The organism is Yersinia proxima, assembly GCF_902170785.1.
In the GTDB taxonomy this organism is placed as follows: domain Bacteria; phylum Pseudomonadota; class Gammaproteobacteria; order Enterobacterales; family Enterobacteriaceae; genus Yersinia; species Yersinia proxima.
Map to the genome: position 1 here is coordinate 841,633 of NZ_CABHYG010000004.1, position 24,998 is coordinate 866,630.

Sequence of the window (24,998 nt, forward strand, 5' to 3'; positions counted from 1 at the left end):
ATGCTTGCTTGATTCGAATGTTGCAGCGGGCTTGCTACTCCTTAATTGCTGTGGGGTCGTCTCACAACCTGACAGTAATACTGATATTGCTACCAAAAGGAACAACCTTTTCATCCGTTTATCTCCATGCAGAAAACCGAATGATAGCATTTACTCCGGGGTTTGATACCGCAACACCTTAATGGTTCGATCAAGCCAGTAACCGCCGTAAGGGACAATTTCGCTTAAACTACCGTATCGATGGTGGATCATCTTGCCATCACCCAGGTAAATTCCGGCATGATTCGGCTCACTCGCTTTGTACTGCATCAAAATAACATCACCGACTTCTGGCTGCCCGGTGTGGGCATAAAAACCGGCATCAGCATAATGCTTTATATACAAATTTTCGCCGCGCTCCCACCAGCCGTCTGACCGCTCAAAATTAGGCAGGGTAATATCACGTTCAAGCCGGTACCAGTCCCGCACGAGGGCGTAACAATCCCATATGCCATGTACAAATGGCCTGCCCTTGAGAGGCTTTATTCCCTCACTCGGTATAATCTGGCGAATGTCACCCTCTGGCCAACTGGCTATTAGCCAGGGCATTTGTGACACGTCACACTGTGCAATGTCTAACTGTGAGGGTTGGGTTGTGGCATCTGGGTGACTGTGAGCAATGGCAATGATCGCCCCCTTGTCCTCTGCTGCCGCATACTCAAGCGGATCAATACGAAATTGCTCACCCGGTTCTAGCGCGGTATTAGTGCAGCGTACGTAAACCTGTTTGCGGTCGATTTGTACCACCAGCCCACAGCATTCTGCGGGATAAGCGTCTTTAGCATGCGCCAGCAACGCAGTAATAATATGTTTACGCATGACTACCTCTTTATCAATGCAGAGCCGGGAAAGCCACCGAACGGGAGCGGTTTACCTTTTCCGAAGCGTGTTTCACAGCCCGTTGAAAGAAGCCCAGAGCATTTATCCTTGCTGGGGTCGTCCGTTGGGTTGCCGTCTTCATCAAAATAAGCGGTACCGGTATACCCGCATGATGCCCCGCGATATTGATTGCGCATGCACCAGGTGCAAAGGGAATGGATCTGACGTGTGGGTAACATAATGCCCTGCAAGTCTGCCGGACTGGATAACGCAAACTGGATTTGCTCATCATCCTCGTAGGTCTTGCTGTCGATATACCAGACATCGATCTTCTCTTCGTCCGGGTTAGCTTCAGGGTTTCCCTCGGGAAAGTTCCGTGCATCGAGGTAATGGGCAAACGTGGTGTGCATTTTTACTTGCGCCAGAGCCAGATTTTGATAAGCCAGGCATAATACTGTGATGGTTCCATCCAAATTACCCACGGACAGAGTTGGTGTTGACGCGTTACCATCACTAGTCACCTCCACTCCCTCTATCGCTGTCGGCCATGGCTTATATTCGCGGCCTTGCCACCAGATAGATTTCATTGGCAATAAATCAGGATCGCCGCCTGCGGCTTCCAGATCGGTTTCAGTGTAGGGAATGGGATGGTCATGGAAATAAAGCTGCGGGCCGTCAAACTCGGTGCAGTCCACTTCGAACAGCTTTACCTTGCTGCCCGGCTCCAGCATCTGTAAGTCAGTATTTAACACGATGAGTTCCTATGGATGGTAAGCAATAATGAATGTTGCAGAGAGTTCAAACATCGGCTTGCCGGCCGCATTCTTCCCCGAGGCTTTCACTTGCTGTTTCTGGCAACAGTACAGACCTAGCTCGCCCATAGGGTTTCGCCACTGAAACGCCTTATAGCCTTTATGCTCTCGTAGAAATTGTCTGATCTGCATGATGTAATCGAGTTCACCCACGAACGAAAGCGGCCAGCTTTGGGCTTCTTCATTGAGTCCGTCGCCAGAACGCTGCGTATAACCATCACCCAACTGCAATTCGCGTGTGCGGATCGTAATGTCCCCAACCGGATTTATGCGCGGGCAATATTCAAATTCCTTTATCATCTACGCCCCTGAATTCTTTTAGTTAAAGCGCCACCTTGCCCCAAGTCCTTAGCCATCAGCGCCTTGTAACGGCTATCAACAAATGCACCGATCTCCGCGCCAAACTGTTCCATGCCCTGGCTGCTTTGAGTTGAGGTGTTACCGTTACCATCAATGGTGATATAAACCTGCGGCGCTACTGAACCAGCAGAACTGGTGGGCATGTTGCTACTGACCGCCCTGACACCCAGCGAACCATCTGCAGAGCGCGTGAGCGGCATAATCGCCTCTGGCCCTGCTTCCCCCATGACTCCTGCGCCTTTTGCAAAAGCAAAAAAGGTCGGGGAACTGACAACCTGCCCGCTATAGGCGCTTAAACTGGGTGAATCATAAACACCACCTTTGGCATTAAATGACAGACCACTATAAGCACCGCCAGAGAATGCGTTGCTGGCCGACCCCGCCGCCGCACTTCCGCCCCCCATAAAACCACTCAATAACCCACCAGAGACACCCGTGATGGTCTGCATGATCGTACTGGTGATAAGGGCTTGCGCCGCCATATCAATAAGATTCTTGATAATCGACTGAGACAGTGAGGCAAATAAATTAGACATAGCCTCTTTCGTTGACTGAGTGCCATTCACTAACCCTGTCAACATATTAGTAAGGCGATCTTGGGAATCTTGAAACAGATCTACAGCCATGCGCTGCAGGTCGCCCTGCGAGGCGAATAATTGCAGAGATGCCTGGTATTGTTGTTCGCGGGTTTCCGTCTCGGAGGCAAGAATAAGCTGGTTTTTTCGCTGTTCGGTGATAACACCTGCCGCTGCATAAGTCTCAATAAGCGCCTGACGCTTTGCCAGTTGGTTACTGAGGTTTTGCACCGGATCAACATTACCGGCCAACTCATCATTAGCACTGACGGCGTAACGCTGGTTAGCATCGGCCAGCGCCGCCAGATAGTCCGTGTGGATCTGTTGTTTACGGCGAGAAAGCTCCCCGGCGCTTTGAATTTCACCCCCGGCAATCTGCCGTTGTAGCTGCTCCTGTGCCTGACGCTGAGATTCTGCAGCGCTGCGGTAAGGGTCTGATGCAATAGCCGCATTGTGATCTTCCCAACGCTGCTTTGACTCTGCGAGGGTTTTATTCAACCGTTCCAGTTCAGCGCGCTGGCCATCGGTATATTTCGCCCCGGTTTCAATTGATGCGGCAAATAATGACGCGGCAGCTTCACCTTGTTTGAGTCGAACTGACTCAACCTGAATTTCCTTATTCAGATTGGCAATGGCTTGCTCATAGGCTTTGGTTGCACTTTCAGCCGTTTTAGTGGCACTAGCCGCTTTGCTTTTCGCCTGCTCATTCGCCTTATTCTGCTCGGACTGATCGTAGTTCCTGAGTTCACCACTGACGAACTTTGATACCTCTGCAGGGTCGGTGATTTTAAGGCGTTCAGCTTCCTGTCTGGCAATTTCGGTCGCCTGCGCCCTACCCGATAGCTTTAATATCGCCAGCTTATCGTCCTGCACTTTTTGCGCATTTTTCAGTTCTTCGCTAACAGGCAAGATCAGGCTGGTTGAGTTAAAAACGGTCTTGGCCTGGGTAGCAATATTCAAAGAATGGGTAAAGTTCGCCATCATTCCAGCTGCGATACCCACTTCTACCTGCTCCAGCTTCAGGATACCCACCCCCGCCTGAAGCGTGCCATTTAACTGAGCGCTCAGAACATTGGCACCATTTACCGCCCTACTTTTGTTGTCCTGGGCATCGGTCAGTTCTTTGAGTGCTATCGCCTGATTGTTGAGAGAAACATTCAATTCTTCAGCCGCTTGCTTCCCAATGGTTGAACCTTCCCCCCACAAATAAATTTGGCGGCGATTTCGCTCAACGGCTTCAGTGGTTTTGTCGTAATTCTTTTGCGCATCAGCAACAACGGAAGAAAGTACCGGTAATGAATTATTCAGCTTGCCAATTTCAGCCGCTAACTGGACATTCCCCATCTCCCGCATTTTATCAATCAGCCCACCTACGCCACCCGCCAGCTCTGTCGCTGAACGTTTGGCCTGCTCTGATTTTTCGTAGAAATAATAGATTGCACCGGCTGCCAGCATTGCGGCCCCGACAGGGCCTCCCACCAAGCCCAGCGCCTTACTTGCCAGCCCAGAGGCGATATTTAAGCGCCCCTGCGCCGCCGCAAGAGCATCGGTTGCAGCGACTTCGGCACGTGATGCCGCCGCAACAGCAGCGGAGTTAACTGCCAGTTGCGCACGAATAACGGCGCGAGCCTTTTCGGTTTGTGCCAGCTGTAGTTGAGCAACTAACGATTTCTGGACTGCTACCGCTGATTCTCGCTCAGTCCGGATTTGAAGCAGTGATGCCTGAACACCCTCAACTTGCGCCGCAGCCAGGGCAAGTTGTGAGCGGGTTGCGGTAATCAGATTGCCAGTCGCGCTGCTAACGCTGCTGGCCAACCCGCCGAAGTATCGTGCCAGTCCAAGGCCAACCAGCCCAGTACCGGCAGCAACCAGCACATCAATATTATTCGCCGCAGTGGAAATCACGCCGGATATCGCTGCCGTCACACCCATTGCAGTGTTGGCATCCCCGATATAGGCTTTCCAATGGTTTGACAGTTTAGTGATAGCATCACCAACCGTGGTCGGCATGGCTTCAGCCAGTTCTGCGTTACGGTCTTTTGCCGCAATTACCGCCTTGGAAAAGGTATCCATTGATAACTTTCCAGCCGCACCAAGTTTTTTCACTTCAAGTTCGGTGGTACCCAGATAGCGGGCAATATCACCGATGACGGTCGGCATAATCTCCATGACGGCATGCCACTGATCACCCGCCACCTTGCCATTCACCATGGATTTAGACAGGGCATTAATCGCGCTTTCGCCCTTTTCAGCACTGGCGGCGTTAATGGTTAAGGCGCTGGAAATTGAATCAATAAAATCAATCGTACTGGCGGTGGAGAAACCCAGCTCTTTCATGGAATTGGCACTGCGAATATAAAGTTCGGATTGCTCCTCGATACTTTTATATGTGCGGTCACTAATTTCCATTAAGCGTTGCTGAACGCTGTTATATTCTTCCTGTGAGCCGGTCGCCATTTTGATTCGGGATGAAATTTGCCCGTATTGGTCAGCTGTGCTGATCAGGCTGCCGACCGCAAAGGCCCCGGCAAACATCCCCACCATGCCGCTGGCCGACTCTTTTACGGTGACCAGTTCGCTATTAAGTTCAGCTAATGCACGCTTGCTCTGGCGCGTAGCCGCTTCTGCCTTGCGCGAACCGCCCTCCATGGTTTTATAGTATTCAGCCCCCATACGTGAGGCGCGGGCCATCTCAGTTTGATAAGAAGACGAGTTGGCCGTGATTTTAACGATGAGTTCACGCAAGGTTGCCATATCAATACCAATAAAAAACCCGCCGAAGCGGGTTATGTCATGAGGGATTCAAAGAAAGATTCCAAAGCGCCAGTATCTTCTTCTGTCTCTTCCGGTTCTTTCCATTGCAGTAATAAATCATCCAGGCTGACGTTATTACCCTGTGACCGATATACTGCACTGGCTATTTGTGCTGCATGAATATCCCCACGCCGATCCCCAATAGGACTGCCAGCATCAAACTCAATCCACATAGCCAGCTCGCGGGCTGTCATTGTAGTTTCAAGCTCATAGAGGGTTCGCCCCAGCCGCAATGCCAGCGTCATTAAAAAGGACATGCCCGGCGTGTTTACTTTTCTTCAGCAGCTTTAATATCCTGTTTACTGAGGTCGAGCGCTTCTTTGAGCAAGCGAGCATGCACCGGCCCATAACTCGCCGTAACCAGAGGAATATCGTCATTAGAAAATGCCGGTTGACCACTCTCATCAAGCAGCACATCAATAAGCAACGTCACATCAGCGAGGATATTGTTGGTGATCTTATCTTCAATAGATATTTTCACCGTTTCGTCAGTACCCGCCTCACCTTTTACCGCCACCTCCCGCCAACGTAGCCAGGCACCCGAAGAGGGTTCACGTAACATCACCGGAGTGCTATCCCATTCAGGAACAATCACGGTTTTATGCCGAAACCCTGCACGGGGTGCTGTGGCCAGAGAGCGTAAATCCTTTTTAGCCATGATTAAGCCGCCTCAGTAACAGTAAAATTACATGTTGCGGTAAAGTCACCATCAGCCGCAGTAAAGGTAATGATTGCCGCGCCATCGTCCAAACCTTGATACTGACCAGTCACCGGATCGACGCTCACAATGGCGGGCGCAGATGAAATGAAGGTGCCGGTTTTATTGGTAGCGTTAGCCGGTAAAAATGTCGGAATTAATACACCGATATCGCCAACTTCGATAGCAGCAGTCGATTTGTTCAGCGTGACGCTGGTGACAGGAACATCAGTGGCAGCAATGCGAACCGGCTTTCCTTTGATACGCAAGGTGAATGACGCAGATACCACACCCGAGGTGCCAGCGCTCCAACTGTTCTGACGCACTTCGGCAAGGTAGGCATAACCATTGCCGCTGGGGAAGACGACCTTGATAGATCGCATGGTATCGGTTTCGTAGGCTTCATAGAGCGAATATTGCGCCTCCTCGTCCGGACTCCAGTTACGCGAAATGGTCATTTCTGACGGCGCAGGTAAACCGTTCGTCATTTCCTGCTCTTCTGAGCACAGTGTGGTGACATCGATATCCGCTTTTTGACCACCGGTAAAGCTGATCTCTTTGGTGGCACAAGCCGCTGATAACCATACCGCACTGGTTGGATTGGGTTGCGTAGTCACACCAGCAGAAACATAAATTTTCGTGCCCTGCGTTTTTTCATAAATACTGGTCATATTTTCTCCAGACATAAAAAAACCGCCCGAAAGCGGCTGATTGATTTCTTTCTTTTGGGGTTATTCCCATACCTGGACTTCAAGCAGGGCGCGGAAAAGAGATGTGTCAGGTTCGAAGTTAGTGATCTCATTCATCTGAACCGGTGAAAGCGGCGCGATGAGCGCTCTCACTTCGTGACGAATGGCGCGGGCTTCATCAATGGTTCTGGCGTAAGCATCAATCTGAAGCATCGATGCGGTGGCGGCCTGCCCATCAAGCACATCGTCAGTCACATTTGAGGGAAGAGAGAACACTACCCACGGCGGCGATATTGCCGGGCCACTGCCATCTGGTTTCTGCGGGGCAATGTAGGGATATACCTGCCCACCCACCAAATGTTTGATTAGGGGGTAAACATCAGCCTCGGTCATTTTGCTAATACCTCATCAATGGCCTGAATTGCTCGATCAATCGTAACCCGTGCCGCCTCATCGGTTTTGGCATCAAAAGCCGGACGCATAAACGGAATAGCGGCCATATCAGAGGTGCCCAACTCCACAAAGCGCCAATAAAATGAGTTATTACTGCGGATCGCTTTCTTGGTGTTGTCACTGTTGGTACCCGATGGGTTAGTTCCCCTGACGCGGATACCGGCGCTGGCCTGTGTCGCATCCCCTTTACCATTGGCGATAATGATGTTGCGTTTCAGTTTGCCGGTACGCTCTGGTGCACGGTTTCGTGCTTCGGCCTGGATAACAGCAGCACCGGCCCGAACAGCCTGCCGCAAAACCGTGCGACTCTCGGCCTTACTGAGCAATTCCAGTTCTTTATCCAGATCCAGCATGCCGGAGAAGTCGAGATGGGCATCAATCACGTTTTCACCCCTCTTTTGCATAGCAGCTCAAGTCGTGTGTTATTTTCACCGCCAATCACCGATACGATGTCATAAATTTCACCGGTACCGGTCGGAGGCTCATGTACAATTCGATTAGCGGGCGTCACAGGAAAAGCAGGATAACGACGCATCCAGATCCTGACGGTGGTTTCCGCCAGTTCAGCTCCAGAGGAAATAATCTCCCGGCCCGAGATATCAGTAATATCCGCTCTGACCGACAATAACTTCTCCCAGTCAGTCACCGGTTGTCCGGAAGGAAGCGTTCCAGACACTCGTTGTTGAATAGTGACCCGATATCGAAGTTTACCTGCTTTCATACGCCGTAAATCCTGTAAGGTTGCAGCAGCGAATCGACCGTAAACTCAAGCTGTTTTGACATGACACCAATCACCGTGGCCTCGCGGTTGGTATACCAGTGACCGATTAGCAGCAAAATGGCGGTATCAATATCCTCGTCGTAAAGCAGACCATCCTCTTCTGAATAACCCTCATCACTGGCTTTTGCATATAACTTGCGACGGGTATAGTTTTCGACAAAGCGTTCACCGGCCTTAATTCTGGCTTCTAACCAGGCATCATCCTCCGTGAACTCCGGTTCGATGTTGCAGTGATGCTTCACCTGATCCAGTTCCAGCATAGGTTCGCCTTATTTAGCTTTAGTTTTCTTGCCACCAGCATTGGTTTCTGGCGTTGGCTCCGTTGGCTCCGTTGGCTCCGTTGGCTCCGTTGGCTCCGTTGGCTCCGCAGGTTGTAATTCCTCCAGCCGCTTTGCATAGCCTTTTTTCAGGAGTTCCCGTCCATGCTGCTCACCCGTTTCAAATTCCTGACCGTGATCAAGAACGCTATAGCCGAAATAAATCTGCTTTAGTGCTATCAATTTCATGATGTTATCTCTGATAAAGCGGCCCGCAGGCCGCTCAGTGAAAGGGGTAATTAGCCACCGACAGGTGCAGGAACCGTAAACGCACCGGTAACAAACGCTTCAGGACGATACACCGCCAGTGCGAGACGTTCCTCGCAACGGATGGTGATCATGTTTTTCTCAAAGTCGTCGGAGTTTTCGGTACTGATCACCACATTGGCGTCTTCTCGGTCAAAAATCTGAGCGCCCGCGTTAAATGCACCGGTCAGGAACTTGCCTTTAAATGCCGCCGCTTCTGTAGCGACAACAGGCAAACCCCACAAGGTCGGCGTAGTCAATGCTGACGGATTGCCAAGAATGTAACGGCCCAACGTGTCTTTGGTCAGTTCGATCTTGGCCCAATCAATAAAGTGCAATACATGACCAGAAGCGGAGAAACGCGCAAGTTGAGACTGCAGCATAGCCAGCCGCAAATCATCAATGCCATTCTGCTGAACAACTTCAAATGACGGATCGAACACTGATGCCTGCGGCATAATCCCTTCAAGATGAACACCGGTACCATCACCGAACAAGATTTCTTGCTCTTCGGCATATTTCAGGCCAAAGCGCATTTCAGTATCAATCGTTGATTGTAACTGTGAGAAATCATCAAGGATCTGTTTCGCGGCCTTGAACAAGTGGGCAATAGTGCGAACAGGCGTGATTTTTTCACCGAACTGAATGTCGCTGTAAGGCTTTTGCGTACCTTCAGCGACGACTCGTGCATTATTGGTAAATCCAGTCTGCTGAACCCAATAAATGGTGCTTGATTGAGTACGACCCGGTGCAAGTAAATCACGGATAAACAGGCGCTGTTTAGGCGCAACATCAATACCCGGCAAGCGATGTGGAGCCACAATCTGCCCCGGCACATCGACTGACAAGAGTGCTGCTTTCACCGGAATACTGATCCGCTGGCTTGCTGCAAGCCCTGAGACAAAACCTTTTAACGCCTCGGCTGATACCACCTGCTGCCCAATCGTCTCAACAGTTTGCACGGCATTATTCAATGGCATTTGAGCAACATGCTGCTCCAGCTCGCCCAGGGCCGCTTTAAGGGTTTTCTCTGCAGCGGTCAGTGCGTTAAATTCTAACGCCATTTTGTCTACAGCTTCTTTGGTCGAGGCAGAGAGCTGACCCGCGTTTTTAGCCTCTGTCAGCGCTTCTTCTGCCTTGGCGTTAAACTTGCCAGTGGCCTCTTCCAGTGCTGCGGAAACCTTTTTCAGTACATCATTTACATCAGACATATATTCTCCAGATTATTGGCACGCCGCTTTCAGTCCACTTAATGCAGACTCGAAGCTAGCTAAAGTTTCAGTATTGATTTCGGTGGTAGCGCTTGGCGTACCGGATGGAGTAACAGCAGCGCCCGGCATGCTGTCGGTTAAGGCTTTAAGTAATTTTCGACGCTCGGAACGTGGGGTATTGGCTTTTGCCAGCAGCGCATCGAGTTTGCGAATGGCTGCTGATGGGCTTTGGTCATCATTGGTAATTTCATCAGCCGATAACAAACTGTCTGCGAAGCCTTTTTCGACAGCATCACTGCCCGCAATATAGGTTTCATTGTCCATCATGGCTGCAATGTCTGCTGCTGGCAGGCCGGTTCTGGCTGAATAGATATCACCCATCGCCCGATCAAAAGGCTCTATATCGATGGCTGCTTTCGCCAGATCGTGACGGTTGCCCATCATCACAATCCAACAGTTGTGGATCATCAAAAACGCGCCGCGCCCGATCTGCACCTCATCACCGGCCATGGCAATAATGGACGCGGCAGAGGCGGCGATTCCCAACACTTTCACCGTGACTTTGCCGCTGTACTCACGCAGCAGGTTATAAATAGCCAGCCCCTCGAACATGTCACCACCGGGCGAGTTGATGTTAACCGTCACATCCTCGCCGCCCATCGAGCGCAATGCGGCAGCAATGCGTTTGGTGCTAACCCCCTCGCCCCAGTAGTCCTGTCCGATTACGTCAAAGATTGAAATGCTATTTTCGCCTGTGGCAGCGGCTTTTAACCCACCGTTCCAGCGTTCAAACGCGCTTGGCGCAACCTCACAGGAAACACCCGCGCACGGGCGTCCCACCGGCGCTGCCGGAAGGCTTTTAATTGTCATTGGGTTTAACTCCTAAGCGGCTTCTTTCAGCGGAGACTGTTCGAGAGGAATATCTGGGAACAAATACCCGTGAAGCTCGGTGATGGCTTTCGCTTTAACAACAGCGTTATGTGATTTCAGGTCTTCAAGTGCAACAAGGTTAAGCTGCACGGTATAGATATCGCCGCCTGGTATTGGTGGCAGATTTTCAAGACGGCGAACATCGTTGCGGTTCATCCAGCCATTTTGCAATGCTGTGGTGTAGTAAGCGGAACGGCCCGCACTGTCAGCACGCAATAGACCTTCAACAGAGAATTCAGCAAAGTAATCCTCATCACCGGCCAGCAGGCAACGGACAATCTCCTGTTCAATATTAACCAACAGCGGGCGCAAGGTGTTGCTCAAGAAAAGAAGGTTCATGCCCTCAACACTGGAGGCCCAACTGCTTTGCTTGGTCATATGGCCCACCATAAATGGCGGCACCCTAAACCAGCGGCAAATCTCTTCGATACTGAATGCCCGACTCTCCAACATCTGGGCATCTTCCGGGTTCATGGTCACGCTTTGGTAGGTTAAATCCGCTTCCAGTACCATGACCTTACCAGCATTTTTTGAACCGGTGAATGCTGAGATGCTTTTACGCAATGCTTCTCTCTGTTCGCCTTTCAGGGCGGCTTTGCTGGAAAGAAAGCCCGAATTTTGCATGCCATTTTCAAATACTTTCGCTGCCGACTCTTCGATCGCCATGGCTGAACCAAATACGTCCCGACCGGTATTCATCGGCATTAATCCACACATACCATCCAGACCAAATCCCCGGATGTGCATCATGGTTTTGACCGGTATCACCCGCTTCTTACCGTTCTCGGTATAGGTGTACTCAAGCTGCCCGCTGTCCAGGCGTTTAACCACCATATTCTGCGGCAACAGCGGAATAAGAGAGATAACGCGATTGCCGATCATTTTCTTTTCTATAAACGCATTGCCCCGCAAACAGATACTGGCCACCAGCATCAACATAAAGCGCGAAGGCGTCATTTCTGAGTTGGGGCTACGGCATAGCACCGGATAAAGTGGGTGATCGGTTGCCGTGCCTCGGGAGCCGTCCGGCATCCGCTTATACAATTTCAGCGGAAGAGTCGAAACTGACTCACTGATAAGCCGGACGCACGCCCAGGCTGCGGCTAACTGAATCACTTTATCGGCGGTGACCACCTTGCCGCTGCTGCTGGTGCCAAACCATTCCTGAAAGAAGGTGCCAGTAGTGAGGCTAATTGGCACACCAAGCCAGTTAAGGAGCGCACTTTTAACGCGCCCCGGATGTTTATTTTGTGCCATTAGATACCTACTATTATTGGGTTATCAAAGAAACCATCCAGATCGCCATCCTCTTCAATATCAGCATCTTCAGCAGCGCCAATTGCCATGGCAGAAGCAACCACACCGTCAATACGGCCAGTACTTTTCTTCTTGGCAAAGATGCGGTTATCTTTCTGGTCTGCCTCGAGTACCGCTGAGGCTGCATTCCAACGCAGGCAAGGGTTACGCTTGATAATTAACTCTTTGTTATTGATTTTCTCTTCAAACAATTCGATGGAACGCGGCATCCATAAACCGGATTCCTGCGCTTTGTAATAGCCTTGCCCATGGGGTACCAAAACGACACTGACCGAGTTGCTTTCCAGTTCAGGCTCAAGGTATTTGATGCGGTATTGGTCAAAAGCGATGCATTTGATATTAAACATGGCTGTTAGCTCACCGATTCGGTGGGCAACAAAACCATAGTTCACCGCCTTACCCGGTGGTGCGTGGATAAAACCCGCCTTTAGCCATTTATCGTAAGGCACCCGGTCGGTTTTAGCGCGCTCGAGCAAACTGTCTTTAGGTGTCCAGAACTCAACAAATAAGCGGTTATGCTTAGGGAAAAACAGCGCCAGCGAAGTTAAGTCACGGGAGCCTGACAAATCGAGTCCGCCATAGCATTCCTCCCCCGCCAGTTCCTGAATATCAAATTCGTCTTCACAGTCCATCCAGGTATCACCGCCGATCCACGGTGTAGCTGATTCTACCCATTCACAAAAGTTGAGACGGCGCACAATGCTTTCTTTGGCTGGCATGCCTCGGGCAGCGGTAACCTGTTCGCGCAGGTATTTAAGTTCAAAGGTTTGGCCCAGCGAGGGGTTAGCTTTGCCCCAGCAGGATTCGTCTTTAAATGGGTCGTCACCTTCGTCCAGTGAACAGATAAAACTAAAGAAACTGTCATCTTCCAGATCGCCGCTGGCGACCTTTTTGCCGTATTCGTGGTAGTCATAACAAACGCTGGTTTTATCGTGGCCGCTGTTAGTGATTAGGAATATCAGAGCCTGACGCCGCCCTTTGGTACCGGCGCGCATCATCTCAACAACCTGATTGGTTTTATGTTCGTGAACTTCGTCAATTAGCGCACAGTGGGGGCGCGGGCCAGATTGACCATCGTCTGAGCTGATGGGTTTAAAGAATGAGCCGGTTTGCAGGAATGCCAGATTCCACACGTTTAAACCGGTACCGGATTTAACCACCCGCTGAGAGAGTGCCGGAGACTGATCGACCATTGAGACAGCATCGCGAAACAGGATCATGGCCTGGTCTTTTTTGGTCGCCGCCGCGTAAACTTCGGCCCGTGGTTCTTTGTCGGCCATCATGCAGTAAAGACCGACACCACCAGCTAGCGGGGATTTGCCCGAACCTTTGCCCGACTCCACATACACCATGCGAAAGCGTCGGGTGCCGTCACTGGATTTCCAGCCAAAAATGGAGCCGATAACAAAGCATTGCCACGACAACAAAATAAACGGCTTGCCTTCGTGGTCGCCACCATTGAGTTTTAATACGTTGGCAAAAAAGGCAATAACACGGGAAACCGCTTCGACATCCCAAACTAATCCGCGCGCGGGGCCAAGTTCCAGATCCCGCAAATGTCTTTCACAGGCATGGCGAATATCGGGGCCTGCCACTATTTTCCCTGACGTCACATCGGTTGCATATTGAGTTACTGGATCAACCGAAGAACTGGGCGAGCGGGTCTTCTTTTTCTTCTCCGCCATTAACGTTCACCTTTGATCTCGCGGCTGGGGTCAGGCCGAATTCAATTAAGTAACCTTTGAAGCGGCGATCCGCATCGGCAAGCTGCCCTACGGCGGGATGTCCTTTGATAAGAAAATCACCCATCTGGGTTTTGGTCATATAGGTGTTGCCCTCGATATCAATCTGCTGGCGCAACCGGAGGATTTCCGCATACAGATCACAAAGGCGTTCCAGTGCCATGGTATCGGCAACGGTCAACACGCCCATCTGATCCAGCAGTAAAGTTAGCCGCCCCCAAGCCGCCTTACCCCAATCAGTTAAATGAGCAGGAGGACTTGGAATTTCTCGTGCGGGTTGAGGTTCTTTTTTGTTCAGTGGGCGCTTGCCCGGGTTACCGGTGACCACCTTCAAGTGGGTCGGGGTTGGTCGGCGTCCAGCCATGGAAAACCTCCCAAAAAAAAGTTTTCAATTCGCGGTTGTGCGCAGAAATGACGATGATAGGTCTTTGGGGATCAAAGCCCTGAACTTTTACCCCACCCTCCCACTTGAGATAAATTCTCATTTGAGGTGATGCGATTCATTATCGTTTATTCCAGTGTGAGTTGGGGTCAATCGGCATGCCATCAGCGGTGCAGCCCGTCACAAAACCGCTCTTCTCTTGCCGTTGCTTCGTTGAGCTATGATGTGGGGTGCATAATGATTGCCAGTTCTTTCTATCCCAGAATAGTTTCTGAGCCTTGGCTATCTGGACTAAGTTGCCAGACATCAAGGCTTCTTTGAGTCGATGCGGCTCGATGTGGTCAACGACTGTTGCGGCTTCAATCCGTCCCTGTTGCTGGCACATCACGCACAGGGGGTTGTCACGCAGGAAAGCCGCCCGAGCCTTAGCCCATCGGCTACCGTATACCCTTGGCTCTTTCATAGTTCGTCCAAAAGAAAAACCACCGGCTTATAGGGCCAGTGGTTGAGGTTTATTCGCTAAAATAGCATGTTCGATTATATGACGAGCAGGCGCATCCCCGTAGATTGCTATGTAGTATCGCTTACCTTGATTCTCAAATACCTCAATTCTAAAGACTAAATACCCACCATAATGCGGCACTATTTTAGAAACCATTTCAGGCTTGGATATAAGTTTAAGACTGGTAGCACCTAGCTCCATATCTCGCTTATCACCTTCCCATCCTGCACCAAAAATAATGACATCTACCATGATTTTCACTCTTAAATGGAAGTTAATACATCTTCTATATTCTTTATGTTTAGTGTCAAATCATTTAGGGGTCATTGGTGATTCTATAGCTTCATTTTAACATTCTGCCGCCACCCAATAACCTCATCCAACCGCCCCTTGCAGATCCGCAGCTCACGTTTCAACGCCAGCGCATACAGCCCACTATCACCCCAAGTAGTGCCGACGAATTCCGGTACCTCGCATTCTGTTAATGCTGATTCTGGCGGTAGCAATACGGGGCAACTAGCTGGTGGACGTGAAGCCGCTTTATTCGCGCATGATGTTAATGCTAGCGTCAGGCATGCGCTGAATAGCACACTTATCATCTGACGACGCCGCCAGAAACCGCTTAAGCCGATCTTCACTTTCATTGCGTAGTTTCCTTTCTTTCTCTAGCTGACGGGCAGTGGCTGCTCGGTTGGCGGTGTCATTCACCTGGTATGCATCAATGATGTTGCCCAGTGCCGTGTTTGTGGTTTGCTCGGCCACCAGCTCCGCTTCCGTTTTTTTGACCTGATTTGAGAGGCGATAACTGTTAAAGAGCAGAGCCGACACAATAACCACCAGCACAGCAATAACTATCCCAATGACCTTATTCATCCAGCCCCCAACAGGTCAGTTCGCTTTCTTGCGCGCGGCGTTCTATCTGCCCGTAACAGTTATTTGAGCGGATATTGCAATCCTTACCGCCGTCATATACCCAGCGTTTGATTTCAGCGCATGCGCCTTTGCGGTCGCCAGCGTTGAGTTTTTTATAGAACGTGGAGGTGAAACATTTACTTGGGCCGATGTTATAGGGGCAAAACGAAGCGATACCGGCAATCTGTGGTTCAGTCAGCGGTACCCGGACATTTTTCTTCACCCAGCTTATAGCCTTATCAGCCTCCAGCTGATTCACCGCAGCACATTTCTCCGCTGACAGCTTCATCCCTTTCACTACCGGTTTACCATCGACTTGAGTAGCACCACGGCAAATAGTCCAAATCCCCTTTCCATCGGGATAAGCAACCAGCCGGTTCCCCTCTTTCTCATCCAAAAGCTGATCAAGAATTATGGTGGCCGGTGCTGCAACCATAATCAGAGCCAGAACTGCCGCGCTTAATTTACTTTTGGTCGAGGCCATCACTCACCATCCGGTTTATAGCCGTGGCGACGATCCCAAATCTTGACGCCAGCATTAAGCATAAATGTCAGGGCCATAAAGAATAACGAACCAAGCACACCAATCACCGTCCACTCATCAGGGGTGAAGCCAGCAATCAGCTCTTTAGCCCAAAAAATAAAACTACCACCCGACGCCAGGTAGGAAGCATTAGAAGCGATATTGCTCATTTTCATGATCTCCCCCTCCCGGTCAGCGGGTTGGGCGCGTAGTTAAGGAATTTAGCCCACCAGTGCAGCCACTCATGCGGAGTAATGTGTGTGGAGTTGATTGGGTGACTGATGGGCTAAAACGAAAAAGCCCCAGCATTTAGGCTAGGGCTAAGTAAGTAATGCTTTGATTTCCTCAACGGTCTGATTAAACCGTTCTTCTTCCAGTTCGACCCCGATCCCCACTCTACCTAGCTTTAAAGCGGCTTTGAGTGTGGCACCCGATCCCAAAAAGAAATCAGCCACCACATCACCCGGCCTGCTGCTAGATCTGATTATGTGTTCCATCAAGTCTGCAGGTTTCTCACAAGGATGTTTACCAGGATAAAAAGCAACAGAAGGAAATGTCCAAACATCGGTATATGGTACATCAGCAGTAACAGCGAACGGTCGCCGCAATGATTCATACTCGAGGCCCAACTCTGAATACTGCCGATTCAATATCTGATATTCCGCTACCAGATCATGATGGGGTTTACTCAATATCCCCTGTTGATGCTTCCCAGCTGCTATGCGGCTAAACAGAGTTTGCAACACGGCATATTGCTCGGCATTAGGTAATTGCCATTGGCTTTCACTAAACCAATGACTCGACATTTGCCGACCTGTCGCCTCATTTATAGCCTTTGCCGACACGCCAAGCGATGCTCTGGCCAACCGGAAATAATCAATCAATGGCTTGAAGACATTCTGTTTCAGTGTCTTGCATTTGTCGGCATAAGTGCTGCCCTTGGGCGTGAATGGCCCCGCATAATGGTCTGCAAAGATAATCCGCTCAGTTGCAGGGAAGTAAGAGCGCAAATCCTCTTTATGCATGCGCCGCCACGGGCCTGATGGTTTAGCCCAGATAATATGGTTCAGCACATTAAAACGCCCACGCACCAGAATTTCTGTGTCGGCAGCAAGGCGAGAACCGCAAAACATATAAAGACTGCCGGAAGGTTTCAATACCCGCCAAAACTCCGCAAGCAACTCATCTAACCAGGCAAGATATGCCGACTCACTTTCCCACTGATTATCCCATTTACATGACTTAACCCTGAAATAAGGCGGATCAGTAGCTATCAGGTCAATGCAGTTATCAGGCAGGGTTTTGATATAACAAAGAGAATCAGCGTTAATAATTTTACTACTGTTTAAATAAACAGTGTTTTTCATAGATCATTCTACCGTTTCTTGGTAGGCTCAGATCCGCTTTGTGCACACAAGCGTTGGGCCTTGGTTCGCCTGTGACTTTGCAAACAGGCGAATGGCAGAAGCAGTGTTACCAGCACTCTTCTGCCGCCCATTCCACAAACAAAAAAGCCCTGACTTATGTCGGGGCTTATCATTTTTGGGGACTGATAAAACACAAAACCCCGCACAAAGGCGAGGTTTCTTTGATTGGATAAGCGCTACTGCACAACCAACTCTTATCACAATAGTGGGTAAAATTCGTAACGAATAGCTGTTTATATGTTTTTTTATTCGTTCATACTTACTCTGACACTCATTGTACTCTGGGTTCAATCAGATCAGACGGTCAGCTTTGTGCCATATGCGGACATTGTCCATTACACTAATGTGTCCTAATTAGTAGTTTGCCATAGTGGACATGATTTATATTTACTTTCCCGGATCTTTGGCTGCAATTCATTAATTGATTCGAATTTCTCGTTGATTTTCAAGTCTATCAATTTGAAAATTATGGAGCGGCTAAATGTTAACGCCTTTTTCAACTCATTTTCTCCAAGATTATTAGACCCAGCATGGACTACTTTAGATCTTAATCCATATAGTTCTTTGACGTAATCTTCAATTTCTAAGCATTCATCTACTGATTCCCCACTTATATAAGCACATTGTTCAGCCATGCTAGCTACTATAGAGGCAGTAATAACACTATGTTCATTAACTTTGAAAAGTGCTTCAAGCGCAATTACGACTTTCAGTAAGGCACTTGATCTGTTTTTATCGCGATAAGCTTCGCCAATCCATTCAACTGCTCTGGAGAGTTTCCTTTCAAGTTGGGTGCCCGGAGATAAAACGACATTAAAAAAATTCGTCATCAAGCTTTCTTTTTTTTCTGGAAAATAATCAGCCAGATCAGTCAGATCAATTATTTGATCTTGTTCACGTTTATTTCCAGCCCTTCCAAAAATTGAGCCTTCCGTATAAATAATCGATGGTTCGGTAGGAGAAAACTCATACATAAAAGCACCTATAGAAAACTCTTTACCTTTCTTCGCCGATAAGAAAGCAAATGACAACTCTAGTGTGTTGAAAAAAGTGTCTGCAATTTCTGAAGCTTTATAGGAATCTAATGATTTCACACATAATTGAACAACAGTTTTTGTAGGTTGCTGTTTACTAAAGAAAGTATCTGAGAATGGAAGTTTTATATGGCTTGCATGGCGAGGAATCTCATAAAAACAAAATGGCCCTAGATTAACAGGGTGAGACCCATTTTTTATATTTCCACCAAATACTTGTTTAACAACCCTATGTTCTCTTTGCTTAACTAAACTACTAATGAGGTTTTTGAAATATTTAACACGAACATCCACATCATCATCCGGGTGATCACTACAATCAAATAAGGTTTTTTCAATATAATATCTAAAATATATCTTTGAAATAAATTGTCCATCATTGGTTTTTGATAAATTATCTAATCCTTTTTCAAAAGATTCATTGTCAGTGATTATAATGACGTTACCAATAAATCCATCGTCAGAAAATATTCTTTTTTCGACTGTGGTTTTATTTAATGTACATGATTTAAAAATTCGACTGGAAATATCTTTGCTATAAGTCATCCTGAATCCTAATGTGATGGTGTAAACTAATACAGTCAATGCTTATCATGATACTATATCTCTATTGAAACAATAAATTGGAATTAGATAAAATTCAATAAGTTAACACTTCATCAGTTATGTCCGCTTTTCGCTCATAGCAGACCTGACAGCAATTCAGACAGGCCCCTCCGTGCCAGAAGCGGACTATGGACACGCTACGAATGAAGCAGTAATGTACGTAGGCGTTGTAGTTCCTCATCCTCGTCTGATGTCGTGTTTGTGGCCCCCCTCAAGCAGAGTGAGGAGTACCCCATGGGGCAGAGAGTGTTATTGGGCTCATCCGACGAAAAAATATTATTTCCCCAAGTGTCTTTTACTAATGATTAGCCGCAGGAACTATGAATGGAGGCTATGTGGAATACATTGCAAAATCGCCACGACTGCGATTGTCGGTTACGCTACTGTTAACAGTAGCAATTGGTGTATTATCAAGCATCATGGCAGGTCAAATAATGCCACAAGGTGTACTAACTTGGTCGCTACTACCTAAAGTTTCTTCTTTTTGGTTGTTAGTGCTATTTTCCGGGGGTTGGATTTTTATCCATGTAAATTTTCTTAATTACGATGAAAATATCATGAGATATGCAGATGACCAGCACTGTATTGCCCTCATCCGGAAAGCAAAACTTGAAGGGCTTGTTGTACTCATACAGAAAAATCCAGAGCAGGCCTCTTTGGTTGATGCAAAGACATTTCTAAAAAATCTGGGGATAAAATGAGCATACTCCTCTCTAAGACAGCGCAAGAAAAACTACAGAAAAGTGAACTCCGCTCTCAGGTATCGGTACTTCAACTAATGTCTAAACTTGAAGCTTTAAACATATCAAAACTAGAAAGTGACCCATCAGTTCGACGGGTGAAAGGTACGACAGAAGAGATTTATGTAATGCGTATAGGTAGCAATCTACGTGCTTTTCTCACTAAGAGAGGAACAGATATTATTCTGCTTAGCATTGAGAACGGCTAGCCATTCACTCAACTGGACTGACCCACAGAATAAAGGATGCACGAGATCGAGCTATACGTACTCATCAACTGAATAAGTCCCGTAAACTGTATCGCAGCGTCAACACGACTACGCGGCACCATTCTAATAATCCTGGTGCTGAGTATCGCTGGGAACGCAATCGCAAAAAAGTCGGAGATGAGCTACTGGCAAAGCGCGAGACAATGCATGGCAGACAGAAGCGTGGCCGAGACTACGCACCATTGTTTTATTTTCTGATCAAGCAGATTGGCAAACCGTGGGATGAAATATTCAGCGAAGTATGTGGACGTCTTGATACCACCGAGCCTGTATTCTGGTTGGTCGCACTATATGAGTATCAGCGAAGGGATTTAGTCTGCATTGGCGAAAGCAGTTTTTATCCGGGTTTGTTTGTTGATGAGAATGGAATTCTGCAACAGGTAAACCCTTCAATTACGAGAAAGGACGTTAAAGTGACTTGTCGCTGCTGTACACACACTTATATTGGTGAACCTGTACCTTGGATAGATTGAGTGACAACACCTCCTATCTTGCTACGGGTGCGGCCGTCATCAGCAATGAGAGTGATTGCGAACTTCAGCTCCTCACTCATAACCGACGCCCATATTTAGCCCCCATTGCCAAAGAACATTGTCAGCACAGATCCGATACAGTTTTTGTACTATCAGCCTTATGTGTCCACTCATCCATTTCTAACTTAGCGCCAGCCATAATCAAACAGGCATCTACAAAAGTTTCCGCCAGCATGAGTTTTAACCGAATCTTACCCTCTGAGCACTTATGCTTTCGGGCAATCGCTGACTTTGATATCCCCTTCTTATAATGCTGCTCAATCAGATCGTACTCTTCGCTGCGCCCTGCCTTTTTCAATCGGCCGATAGCAGCATCGACTAGCAACCCGTCATTATCACAGCAAGACAATCGTGCTTTTGAGGTGCTTGGTAAAAGCCCTTTGAAGCCAGCGGCAATAGGGGAATAGCCAACACCACTATCTTCATTAGCAGCCCAGCCGCCCCAGCGTTCCAGAACTAACTGAATATCTCTCATGCTAAAGCCCCTATACCGATTGACCGATCCATAAAACGAAATAGCAGAACTATCTGGCTACCGTGCTTCTCTTCCCACGCTCGCTGGTTATCATGCAATTTGTCATGACAGATACGGCACAAAGGGAAGGTGAACAGGTCATGCGCCTTGGTTGCCATGCCGCCCTGCCCGTGTCCGATGATGTGGTGAGGGTCACAGTCGCTATTACCACAACCGCAGCAAGGCTGTGATTTCACCCATTGCAGATATTTCCGGTTCTCCCAGCGCCGCAGTTTTGGCCTGAGCATAAAACCTGCTGGTGGCTCGGCATCAACCTTTAGAGCCAAAGCGGGTTTTACTGCTATTTCCGTTGGTGGCTTGGCTTTCGTCACTTTCCTGGCAACCACCTCTTGTGGTGCAGGTGTCCAGGTAATATCACTCTCTTTTGTGCCGCCAGTTTCGATCACTGCGGGTGGCATACGCAGAGAAGAACGGGCAATAGCATCCGGCAACAGGTCGTAAACCTCGTTAACCACCGCCCACCAACACAACTCCGGCAGCGTCAGCTGGTGGCCCTCAGAAAAACGAAAGTAGCCGCGAACGGTTTCGACCACCCAAGCGACGAGATTATTGGTCGCCAGTTGATTTAGGCGAGGAAGTGTCTGCTCTCTCAGCTTATTGTCGTGATGCCAGCACAGACGAATTGACCGTTGGTTATAACGCAAGGTGCTGAGATTGCGGTCATGGCTATCATCCGGATCATGCCACTGGCACTCTTTCAGCCGTTCAACCCATGCCTCAAGCACACGAGGGCCACCAGCAGCATTGATAACCCGCTCATGTTCAAAGAACGGTAACAATCGCGGATCATTGGCTAGCTGTTGATTGGCGACCGGCAACGCGCCAGCAGGCAGCAATTTAAACTCATCCGGTTCAGTGGCCACCAGCAAGCGGCCTGACATATACGGCAATAAATCTGCACCTGGCTTCAATATCACCACGCCCAGCTCACGCTGAATAAACGGGGTTAATAGCGCCCTCATTCTCCCCTCCGTGCATTCGCAATGGCTGGACAGAGATCGATACTATTGATGCACTCATTGCCCCAACTATCCCAGCCCTCAGCCTGCGTTCTGGCAAACAGCTCTATGCGGGGAACATCCCCTAACAGAGAAACAAGCAGATCGCGAAAAACATCAGGTTTGGCACTGTGTTCACCCCGTGGGGCTGTTTGATGCTGACAAATAGCCGCATTCAAGCGTTCAGGCAAACGGCCTTTCACAGCAAACAGCACATCTTCACTATTAGCGCGGGTCATATGGCCCATGCCGATCGCACTGTTCCCTTTTAATTTATTGGTCTTATGCCAGGTGAAGCCCTTCATGGTCATTAACCGGAAACCCCAAGCCTCGACAACCTTTAATGCCTCAACTGGCTGAGTGGGTACCCTCCACATAGCAAGCAGGCAGCTTTCACCAGCCAGTTCCCATATAGGAAGACGACAAATATCAGTAAGATCCATAGTCTTATATTTAAAATCGACACCCCGCTTTCCGCTATTGGCTTTGTCACGATAAGTCCACGGCGGATCTGCATAAATGATTTGATAGGTCATGCTGCGGCCTCCCCGTTCACGCGCTGGCTACATTCTTTCCAGATAGCATTCCAACGCTGAACCGCAAAACTGGCGTTCATTGAACGGATGCCGGATTTACTGGCTTCTTTGCTCACCTGCTGCTCAAGCTGGCTAGGGTTTTCTTTCGGTAGCCCACTGCCGATAAAGCGACGATATGCCGCATCACGCTCAGTCGTATCACCAGTCAGCAACTCACCATTGGCCTTAACCCACTTGCCATCTTTGCGTGTTGGACGCCCTGCCCCATGCCAACGGTTAGCCCCTTCGAGATAGCCAGGGAATTTGGTTGGTTGGAAAAGTGTTGTCGGGCGCAGGTATTCAGCCATATCCAGATCTGCGGCCCACTTAGCGTGGAGGTAATCAACCGTGAGTTTCAGCTCTGCAACAGTGAACTGCTCTTTCAGCCGGGCGCGGATGTTCTCCAGCGATGATTTGCTGGTCTGGTACCGAGAGCCGGTAATCAGGTTCAGGTGTTTTAAAACGTCTTTGGCCTGATCAGTAATTTCAACTTCAGGGTCGGTCGCCATCGGCGGCTGACAGGTAGGTTTTTTACTTGATGGATCAGGTGTTGAATTTACTGACGGATCGCCCCCAGATTCTGGCGGGTCAAAAGTGCCATTCTTGTCAGATTCCGACCCGTCGAATTTTGAGCCATCAGATTTTGACCCGTCAGATTTTGAGGTGTCGGATTCTGACGCATGAGCAGCAGCCTTAAGTTTGGCGACATTCAGCTGATAAACATTACTGGCATTGCGGTTACCGGCGCGGCGGGCTTTCTTGCTTAACCAGCCATCAGTTTCCAGCTCAGCCAGCGCAGTACGGACGGTGCTCTCGCCTGCCCCTATCTGTCGGGCAATCGTCGTCACTGATGGCCAGCACACCCCCTCATCATTAGAGAAATCAGCAAGACGGGCCATGATTGCCACCTTCGATATTTTCATACCCGCAGTCGCACAGCCGTCCCATACATAACTGGATAGCTTTACGCTCATACAACCGCCTTATATTCTTTCCTGAAACGCCGGATGGGTATTGAACAGTCATGCTCATAATCATCACGACGAAAAATGACTTGTCCTGTTGCGTTGTCGTAGCCAATAACGTGAACGCGAATACCGCGCTTATCGTTGTAATACCGATCAAGCAATTGGATGGGGTTAGTCGAGGTCGTGCCGGGATTCGTCATACGCGGCCCCACTTACGGCAGACCGCACCCACAATTCCCTGCGCCCTGCTGTGGTTGCACGGTTTCCACCGACCCCTTATCATTCGTTCATACCGGAACGGGCTGACACAAACGCAACGCAGTTGCGGAATAGAACGTTTAGCCGCTACAATGTTCATGCGTTAATTACTCCACACGTTTAGTTAATGCACCCGACGCCTCAGTGCCGCACACTGGGGCGTCACCCCATAACATCACCGATATCGCAATAATCTCTGCAATAATTGACTGCGCTTTATACCCCTTAGCTTTCAGCCGCTTAGTTTCATCACGATCTAACACGCCATCAGCGGTAAACTCATTGTGCGCACGACCAAAATCACCCAAAGCCACCAGCAGATCGTTAAATTTGATAAGCAGCTCGTCGTTGCCAATGTCATTCACTTCCGGCAGCTTTACGAACACACCACCAGCTCGCTTGCACATGGCTTCCGTAATGTCGGAACGGCCAGAGATTGATTCCATCTCTATAGCCATGCCCAACGGCACTACCTGCCCCGCCAACTGGCGAACACGATTACGCAATGCATTCTCGGTACCGGACAGTGGGCATAACTGTTTAGCCATCGCGTCATACTTGCCCGGTGTCTGAGTTATCAGCTGGTGTATCGCGTCACTAATATCCGGCTGAGTTGGAAAGTCTTTGTTATCCACAATGTTTCTCTCTCTTTGGTGGTTTAACTGGGGCTTATTAAGCTCTATTGTTTTTATAGAGAGCTGGATTGAACTTCAGAGCGCCGTCTGTTCTTAGCGCTGCCTCTGCCGCTCGACCTTTTGGAATTAATCGCCCTGGTCGCTTTCTCCATTGGTAAATGGCCTCAGGCGACACCCCATAAAATTCAGCAACGAGGTTTGCATCGCCGAAATAGTTCTCTAATTCATCAGTAGTCATAGCACCCTCCATCTAAGTTATCTTAGATATTAAAAGCAAATTTATCTTTGGTCAATTGAAA

General features: G+C 49.0%; 34 protein-coding genes. 2 read left to right on the top strand and 32 right to left on the bottom strand.

Annotation, left to right across the window (positions count from 1 at the left end; all coding sequences use genetic code 11):
• Positions 1-150: 150 nt before the first annotated feature.
• The 25 genes from FTB31_RS05830 to FTB31_RS05950 form a co-directional block, all read right to left on the bottom strand.
• A complete protein-coding gene (locus FTB31_RS05830) occupies positions 151-858 on the bottom strand; it encodes a C40 family peptidase (RefSeq protein ID WP_227722393.1) in 708 nt (235 codons plus the stop codon).
• A gap of 2 nt (positions 859-860) precedes the next feature.
• Positions 861-1,613, bottom strand: coding sequence for a phage minor tail protein L (locus FTB31_RS05835; protein WP_227722498.1), 753 nt, complete (start codon positions 1,611-1,613; stop codon positions 861-863).
• A gap of 6 nt (positions 1,614-1,619) precedes the next feature.
• Positions 1,620-1,970: a phage tail protein gene (locus tag FTB31_RS05840; protein ID WP_227722395.1), complete on the bottom strand. Its 351-nt coding sequence runs from the start codon at positions 1,968-1,970 to the stop codon at positions 1,620-1,622.
• Positions 1,967-5,359: a tape measure protein gene (locus FTB31_RS05845; RefSeq protein WP_227731196.1), complete on the bottom strand. Its 3,393-nt coding sequence runs from the start codon at positions 5,357-5,359 to the stop codon at positions 1,967-1,969. Before FTB31_RS05845 ends, FTB31_RS05840 begins: the two co-directional genes overlap by 4 nt.
• Before the next feature lie 32 nt (positions 5,360-5,391).
• Entirely contained in the window at positions 5,392-5,664 is a 273-nt protein-coding gene (locus FTB31_RS05850; protein WP_227722501.1) for a phage tail assembly protein T, read from the bottom strand.
• Between the two features lie 23 nt (positions 5,665-5,687).
• On the bottom strand, positions 5,688-6,077 hold the full coding sequence (locus FTB31_RS05855; protein ID WP_227722399.1) for a phage tail assembly chaperone: 390 nt from the start codon (positions 6,075-6,077) through the stop codon (positions 5,688-5,690).
• 2 nt (positions 6,078-6,079) lie between these two features.
• A complete protein-coding gene (locus tag FTB31_RS21620) occupies positions 6,080-6,787 on the bottom strand; it encodes a phage tail tube protein (RefSeq protein WP_455436024.1) in 708 nt (235 codons plus the stop codon).
• A gap of 60 nt (positions 6,788-6,847) precedes the next feature.
• Complete coding sequence (gene gp17, locus FTB31_RS05870; RefSeq protein WP_227722401.1) at positions 6,848-7,198, bottom strand: tail completion protein gp17; 351 nt, start codon at positions 7,196-7,198, stop codon at positions 6,848-6,850.
• Positions 7,195-7,641, bottom strand: a complete 447-nt coding sequence (locus FTB31_RS05875; RefSeq protein ID WP_227722514.1) for an HK97-gp10 family putative phage morphogenesis protein — start codon at positions 7,639-7,641, stop codon at positions 7,195-7,197. The genes gp17 and FTB31_RS05875 overlap by 4 nt, the downstream gene beginning before the upstream one ends.
• Positions 7,638-7,979: a phage head closure protein gene (locus FTB31_RS05880; RefSeq protein WP_227722402.1), complete on the bottom strand. Its 342-nt coding sequence runs from the start codon at positions 7,977-7,979 to the stop codon at positions 7,638-7,640. Before FTB31_RS05880 ends, FTB31_RS05875 begins: the two co-directional genes overlap by 4 nt.
• Complete coding sequence (locus FTB31_RS05885) at positions 7,976-8,299, bottom strand: head-tail connector protein (protein WP_227722409.1); 324 nt, start codon at positions 8,297-8,299, stop codon at positions 7,976-7,978. Before FTB31_RS05885 ends, FTB31_RS05880 begins: the two co-directional genes overlap by 4 nt.
• A gap of 9 nt (positions 8,300-8,308) precedes the next feature.
• Positions 8,309-8,545 (bottom strand): hypothetical protein, encoded by a 237-nt coding sequence (locus FTB31_RS05890; RefSeq protein ID WP_227731197.1) that lies wholly within the window; start codon positions 8,543-8,545, stop codon positions 8,309-8,311.
• 50 nt (positions 8,546-8,595) lie between these two features.
• A complete protein-coding gene (locus FTB31_RS05895) occupies positions 8,596-9,813 on the bottom strand; it encodes a phage major capsid protein (protein ID WP_227731198.1) in 1,218 nt (405 codons plus the stop codon).
• 12 nt (positions 9,814-9,825) lie between these two features.
• Complete coding sequence (locus tag FTB31_RS05900) at positions 9,826-10,683, bottom strand: head maturation protease, ClpP-related (RefSeq protein ID WP_227731199.1); 858 nt, start codon at positions 10,681-10,683, stop codon at positions 9,826-9,828.
• Positions 10,684-10,695: 12 nt separating this feature from the next.
• Positions 10,696-12,000, bottom strand: coding sequence for a phage portal protein (locus FTB31_RS05905; RefSeq protein ID WP_227731200.1), 1,305 nt, complete (start codon positions 11,998-12,000; stop codon positions 10,696-10,698).
• Positions 12,000-13,745, bottom strand: coding sequence for a terminase large subunit (locus FTB31_RS05910; protein ID WP_227731201.1), 1,746 nt, complete (start codon positions 13,743-13,745; stop codon positions 12,000-12,002). The genes FTB31_RS05905 and FTB31_RS05910 overlap by 1 nt, the downstream gene beginning before the upstream one ends.
• On the bottom strand, positions 13,699-14,166 hold the full coding sequence (locus FTB31_RS05915; RefSeq protein ID WP_227731202.1) for a phage terminase small subunit P27 family: 468 nt from the start codon (positions 14,164-14,166) through the stop codon (positions 13,699-13,701). Before FTB31_RS05915 ends, FTB31_RS05910 begins: the two co-directional genes overlap by 47 nt.
• A gap of 139 nt (positions 14,167-14,305) precedes the next feature.
• Positions 14,306-14,647, bottom strand: coding sequence for an HNH endonuclease signature motif containing protein (locus tag FTB31_RS05920; RefSeq protein WP_227731203.1), 342 nt, complete (start codon positions 14,645-14,647; stop codon positions 14,306-14,308).
• A gap of 27 nt (positions 14,648-14,674) precedes the next feature.
• Positions 14,675-14,938 (bottom strand): hypothetical protein, encoded by a 264-nt coding sequence (locus FTB31_RS05925; RefSeq protein ID WP_227731204.1) that lies wholly within the window; start codon positions 14,936-14,938, stop codon positions 14,675-14,677.
• Positions 14,939-15,021: 83 nt separating this feature from the next.
• Positions 15,022-15,330 carry an Rz1-like lysis system protein LysC gene (lysC, locus tag FTB31_RS21625; protein WP_411927830.1) on the bottom strand — a complete coding sequence of 103 codons (309 nt, stop codon included), beginning with the start codon at positions 15,328-15,330 and terminating at the stop codon, positions 15,022-15,024.
• Positions 15,227-15,559, bottom strand: coding sequence for a DUF2570 domain-containing protein (locus FTB31_RS05930; RefSeq protein WP_227731205.1), 333 nt, complete (start codon positions 15,557-15,559; stop codon positions 15,227-15,229). Before FTB31_RS05930 ends, lysC begins: the two co-directional genes overlap by 104 nt.
• Positions 15,552-16,082 carry a lysozyme gene (locus FTB31_RS05935; protein ID WP_227731206.1) on the bottom strand — a complete coding sequence of 177 codons (531 nt, stop codon included), beginning with the start codon at positions 16,080-16,082 and terminating at the stop codon, positions 15,552-15,554. The genes FTB31_RS05930 and FTB31_RS05935 overlap by 8 nt, the downstream gene beginning before the upstream one ends.
• Positions 16,082-16,297 carry a phage holin gene (locus tag FTB31_RS05940; RefSeq protein WP_005174491.1) on the bottom strand — a complete coding sequence of 72 codons (216 nt, stop codon included), beginning with the start codon at positions 16,295-16,297 and terminating at the stop codon, positions 16,082-16,084. Before FTB31_RS05940 ends, FTB31_RS05935 begins: the two co-directional genes overlap by 1 nt.
• A gap of 144 nt (positions 16,298-16,441) precedes the next feature.
• Positions 16,442-17,488 carry a DNA-methyltransferase gene (locus FTB31_RS05945; RefSeq protein ID WP_227731207.1) on the bottom strand — a complete coding sequence of 349 codons (1,047 nt, stop codon included), beginning with the start codon at positions 17,486-17,488 and terminating at the stop codon, positions 16,442-16,444.
• 410 nt (positions 17,489-17,898) lie between these two features.
• Positions 17,899-19,128, bottom strand: coding sequence for a HEPN domain-containing protein (locus tag FTB31_RS05950; protein ID WP_227731208.1), 1,230 nt, complete (start codon positions 19,126-19,128; stop codon positions 17,899-17,901).
• Positions 19,129-19,523: 395 nt separating this feature from the next.
• Between FTB31_RS05950 and FTB31_RS05955 the strand changes: the two genes are divergently transcribed.
• Together FTB31_RS05955 and FTB31_RS05960 are read left to right on the top strand one after the other, a co-directional pair.
• Positions 19,524-19,889, top strand: coding sequence for a hypothetical protein (locus FTB31_RS05955; protein WP_227731209.1), 366 nt, complete (start codon positions 19,524-19,526; stop codon positions 19,887-19,889).
• A gap of 301 nt (positions 19,890-20,190) precedes the next feature.
• Positions 20,191-20,670 (top strand): hypothetical protein, encoded by a 480-nt coding sequence (locus FTB31_RS05960; RefSeq protein ID WP_227731231.1) that lies wholly within the window; start codon positions 20,191-20,193, stop codon positions 20,668-20,670.
• Positions 20,671-20,791: 121 nt separating this feature from the next.
• Here the strand turns inward: FTB31_RS05960 and FTB31_RS05965 are convergent, their stop codons facing one another.
• The 7 genes from FTB31_RS05965 to FTB31_RS05995 form a co-directional block, all read right to left on the bottom strand.
• Positions 20,792-21,205 (bottom strand): antiterminator Q family protein, encoded by a 414-nt coding sequence (locus FTB31_RS05965; RefSeq protein ID WP_019081906.1) that lies wholly within the window; start codon positions 21,203-21,205, stop codon positions 20,792-20,794.
• A complete protein-coding gene (locus FTB31_RS05970; RefSeq protein WP_227731210.1) occupies positions 21,202-22,227 on the bottom strand; it encodes a DUF968 domain-containing protein in 1,026 nt (341 codons plus the stop codon). Before FTB31_RS05970 ends, FTB31_RS05965 begins: the two co-directional genes overlap by 4 nt.
• Positions 22,224-22,799 carry an MT-A70 family methyltransferase gene (locus tag FTB31_RS05975; protein ID WP_227731211.1) on the bottom strand — a complete coding sequence of 192 codons (576 nt, stop codon included), beginning with the start codon at positions 22,797-22,799 and terminating at the stop codon, positions 22,224-22,226. The genes FTB31_RS05970 and FTB31_RS05975 overlap by 4 nt, the downstream gene beginning before the upstream one ends.
• Positions 22,796-23,812: a conserved phage C-terminal domain-containing protein gene (locus FTB31_RS05980; RefSeq protein ID WP_227731212.1), complete on the bottom strand. Its 1,017-nt coding sequence runs from the start codon at positions 23,810-23,812 to the stop codon at positions 22,796-22,798. Before FTB31_RS05980 ends, FTB31_RS05975 begins: the two co-directional genes overlap by 4 nt.
• Positions 23,809-24,006 (bottom strand): DUF4222 domain-containing protein, encoded by a 198-nt coding sequence (locus FTB31_RS05985; RefSeq protein WP_227731213.1) that lies wholly within the window; start codon positions 24,004-24,006, stop codon positions 23,809-23,811. Before FTB31_RS05985 ends, FTB31_RS05980 begins: the two co-directional genes overlap by 4 nt.
• Before the next feature lie 165 nt (positions 24,007-24,171).
• A complete protein-coding gene (locus FTB31_RS05990) occupies positions 24,172-24,699 on the bottom strand; it encodes a YmfL family putative regulatory protein (RefSeq protein ID WP_019083784.1) in 528 nt (175 codons plus the stop codon).
• Positions 24,700-24,736: 37 nt separating this feature from the next.
• The gene (locus tag FTB31_RS05995; protein ID WP_050878304.1) at positions 24,737-24,937 is read right to left on the bottom strand and encodes a Cro/CI family transcriptional regulator; all 201 of its coding nucleotides are present in this window, start codon (positions 24,935-24,937) and stop codon (positions 24,737-24,739) included.
• Positions 24,938-24,998 lie beyond the last annotated feature (61 nt).

Excerpts from the sequence above, each read along its gene's own strand:
- FTB31_RS05830 (WP_227722393.1), bottom strand. The coding sequence starts at position 858 with ATGCGTAAACATATTATTACTGCGTTGCTGGCGCATGCTAAAGACGCT.
- FTB31_RS05840 (WP_227722395.1), bottom strand. The coding sequence starts at position 1,970 with ATGATAAAGGAATTTGAATATTGCCCGCGCATAAATCCGGTTGGGGAC.
- FTB31_RS05845 (WP_227731196.1), bottom strand. The coding sequence starts at position 5,359 with ATGGCAACCTTGCGTGAACTCATCGTTAAAATCACGGCCAACTCGTCT.
- FTB31_RS05850 (WP_227722501.1), bottom strand. The coding sequence starts at position 5,664 with ATGACGCTGGCATTGCGGCTGGGGCGAACCCTCTATGAGCTTGAAACT.
- FTB31_RS05855 (WP_227722399.1), bottom strand. The coding sequence starts at position 6,077 with ATGGCTAAAAAGGATTTACGCTCTCTGGCCACAGCACCCCGTGCAGGG.
- FTB31_RS21620 (WP_455436024.1), bottom strand. The coding sequence starts at position 6,787 with ATGACCAGTATTTATGAAAAAACGCAGGGCACGAAAATTTATGTTTCT.
- gp17 (WP_227722401.1), bottom strand. The coding sequence starts at position 7,198 with ATGACCGAGGCTGATGTTTACCCCCTAATCAAACATTTGGTGGGTGGG.
- FTB31_RS05880 (WP_227722402.1), bottom strand. The coding sequence starts at position 7,979 with ATGAAAGCAGGTAAACTTCGATATCGGGTCACTATTCAACAACGAGTG.
- FTB31_RS05885 (WP_227722409.1), bottom strand. The coding sequence starts at position 8,299 with ATGCTGGAACTGGATCAGGTGAAGCATCACTGCAACATCGAACCGGAG.
- FTB31_RS05890 (WP_227731197.1), bottom strand. The coding sequence starts at position 8,545 with ATGAAATTGATAGCACTAAAGCAGATTTATTTCGGCTATAGCGTTCTT.
- FTB31_RS05895 (WP_227731198.1), bottom strand. The coding sequence starts at position 9,813 with ATGTCTGATGTAAATGATGTACTGAAAAAGGTTTCCGCAGCACTGGAA.
- FTB31_RS05900 (WP_227731199.1), bottom strand. The coding sequence starts at position 10,683 with ATGACAATTAAAAGCCTTCCGGCAGCGCCGGTGGGACGCCCGTGCGCG.
- FTB31_RS05905 (WP_227731200.1), bottom strand. The coding sequence starts at position 12,000 with ATGGCACAAAATAAACATCCGGGGCGCGTTAAAAGTGCGCTCCTTAAC.
- FTB31_RS05910 (WP_227731201.1), bottom strand. The coding sequence starts at position 13,745 with ATGGCGGAGAAGAAAAAGAAGACCCGCTCGCCCAGTTCTTCGGTTGAT.
- FTB31_RS05915 (WP_227731202.1), bottom strand. The coding sequence starts at position 14,166 with ATGGCTGGACGCCGACCAACCCCGACCCACTTGAAGGTGGTCACCGGT.
- FTB31_RS05920 (WP_227731203.1), bottom strand. The coding sequence starts at position 14,647 with ATGAAAGAGCCAAGGGTATACGGTAGCCGATGGGCTAAGGCTCGGGCG.
- FTB31_RS05925 (WP_227731204.1), bottom strand. The coding sequence starts at position 14,938 with ATGGTAGATGTCATTATTTTTGGTGCAGGATGGGAAGGTGATAAGCGA.
- lysC (WP_411927830.1), bottom strand. The coding sequence starts at position 15,330 with ATGAAAGTGAAGATCGGCTTAAGCGGTTTCTGGCGGCGTCGTCAGATG.
- FTB31_RS05930 (WP_227731205.1), bottom strand. The coding sequence starts at position 15,559 with ATGAATAAGGTCATTGGGATAGTTATTGCTGTGCTGGTGGTTATTGTG.
- FTB31_RS05935 (WP_227731206.1), bottom strand. The coding sequence starts at position 16,082 with ATGGCCTCGACCAAAAGTAAATTAAGCGCGGCAGTTCTGGCTCTGATT.
- FTB31_RS05940 (WP_005174491.1), bottom strand. The coding sequence starts at position 16,297 with ATGAAAATGAGCAATATCGCTTCTAATGCTTCCTACCTGGCGTCGGGT.
- FTB31_RS05945 (WP_227731207.1), bottom strand. The coding sequence starts at position 17,488 with ATGAAAAACACTGTTTATTTAAACAGTAGTAAAATTATTAACGCTGAT.
- FTB31_RS05950 (WP_227731208.1), bottom strand. The coding sequence starts at position 19,128 with ATGACTTATAGCAAAGATATTTCCAGTCGAATTTTTAAATCATGTACA.
- FTB31_RS05965 (WP_019081906.1), bottom strand. The coding sequence starts at position 21,205 with ATGAGAGATATTCAGTTAGTTCTGGAACGCTGGGGCGGCTGGGCTGCT.
- FTB31_RS05970 (WP_227731210.1), bottom strand. The coding sequence starts at position 22,227 with ATGAGGGCGCTATTAACCCCGTTTATTCAGCGTGAGCTGGGCGTGGTG.
- FTB31_RS05975 (WP_227731211.1), bottom strand. The coding sequence starts at position 22,799 with ATGACCTATCAAATCATTTATGCAGATCCGCCGTGGACTTATCGTGAC.
- FTB31_RS05980 (WP_227731212.1), bottom strand. The coding sequence starts at position 23,812 with ATGAGCGTAAAGCTATCCAGTTATGTATGGGACGGCTGTGCGACTGCG.
- FTB31_RS05985 (WP_227731213.1), bottom strand. The coding sequence starts at position 24,006 with ATGACGAATCCCGGCACGACCTCGACTAACCCCATCCAATTGCTTGAT.
- FTB31_RS05995 (WP_050878304.1), bottom strand. The coding sequence starts at position 24,937 with ATGACTACTGATGAATTAGAGAACTATTTCGGCGATGCAAACCTCGTT.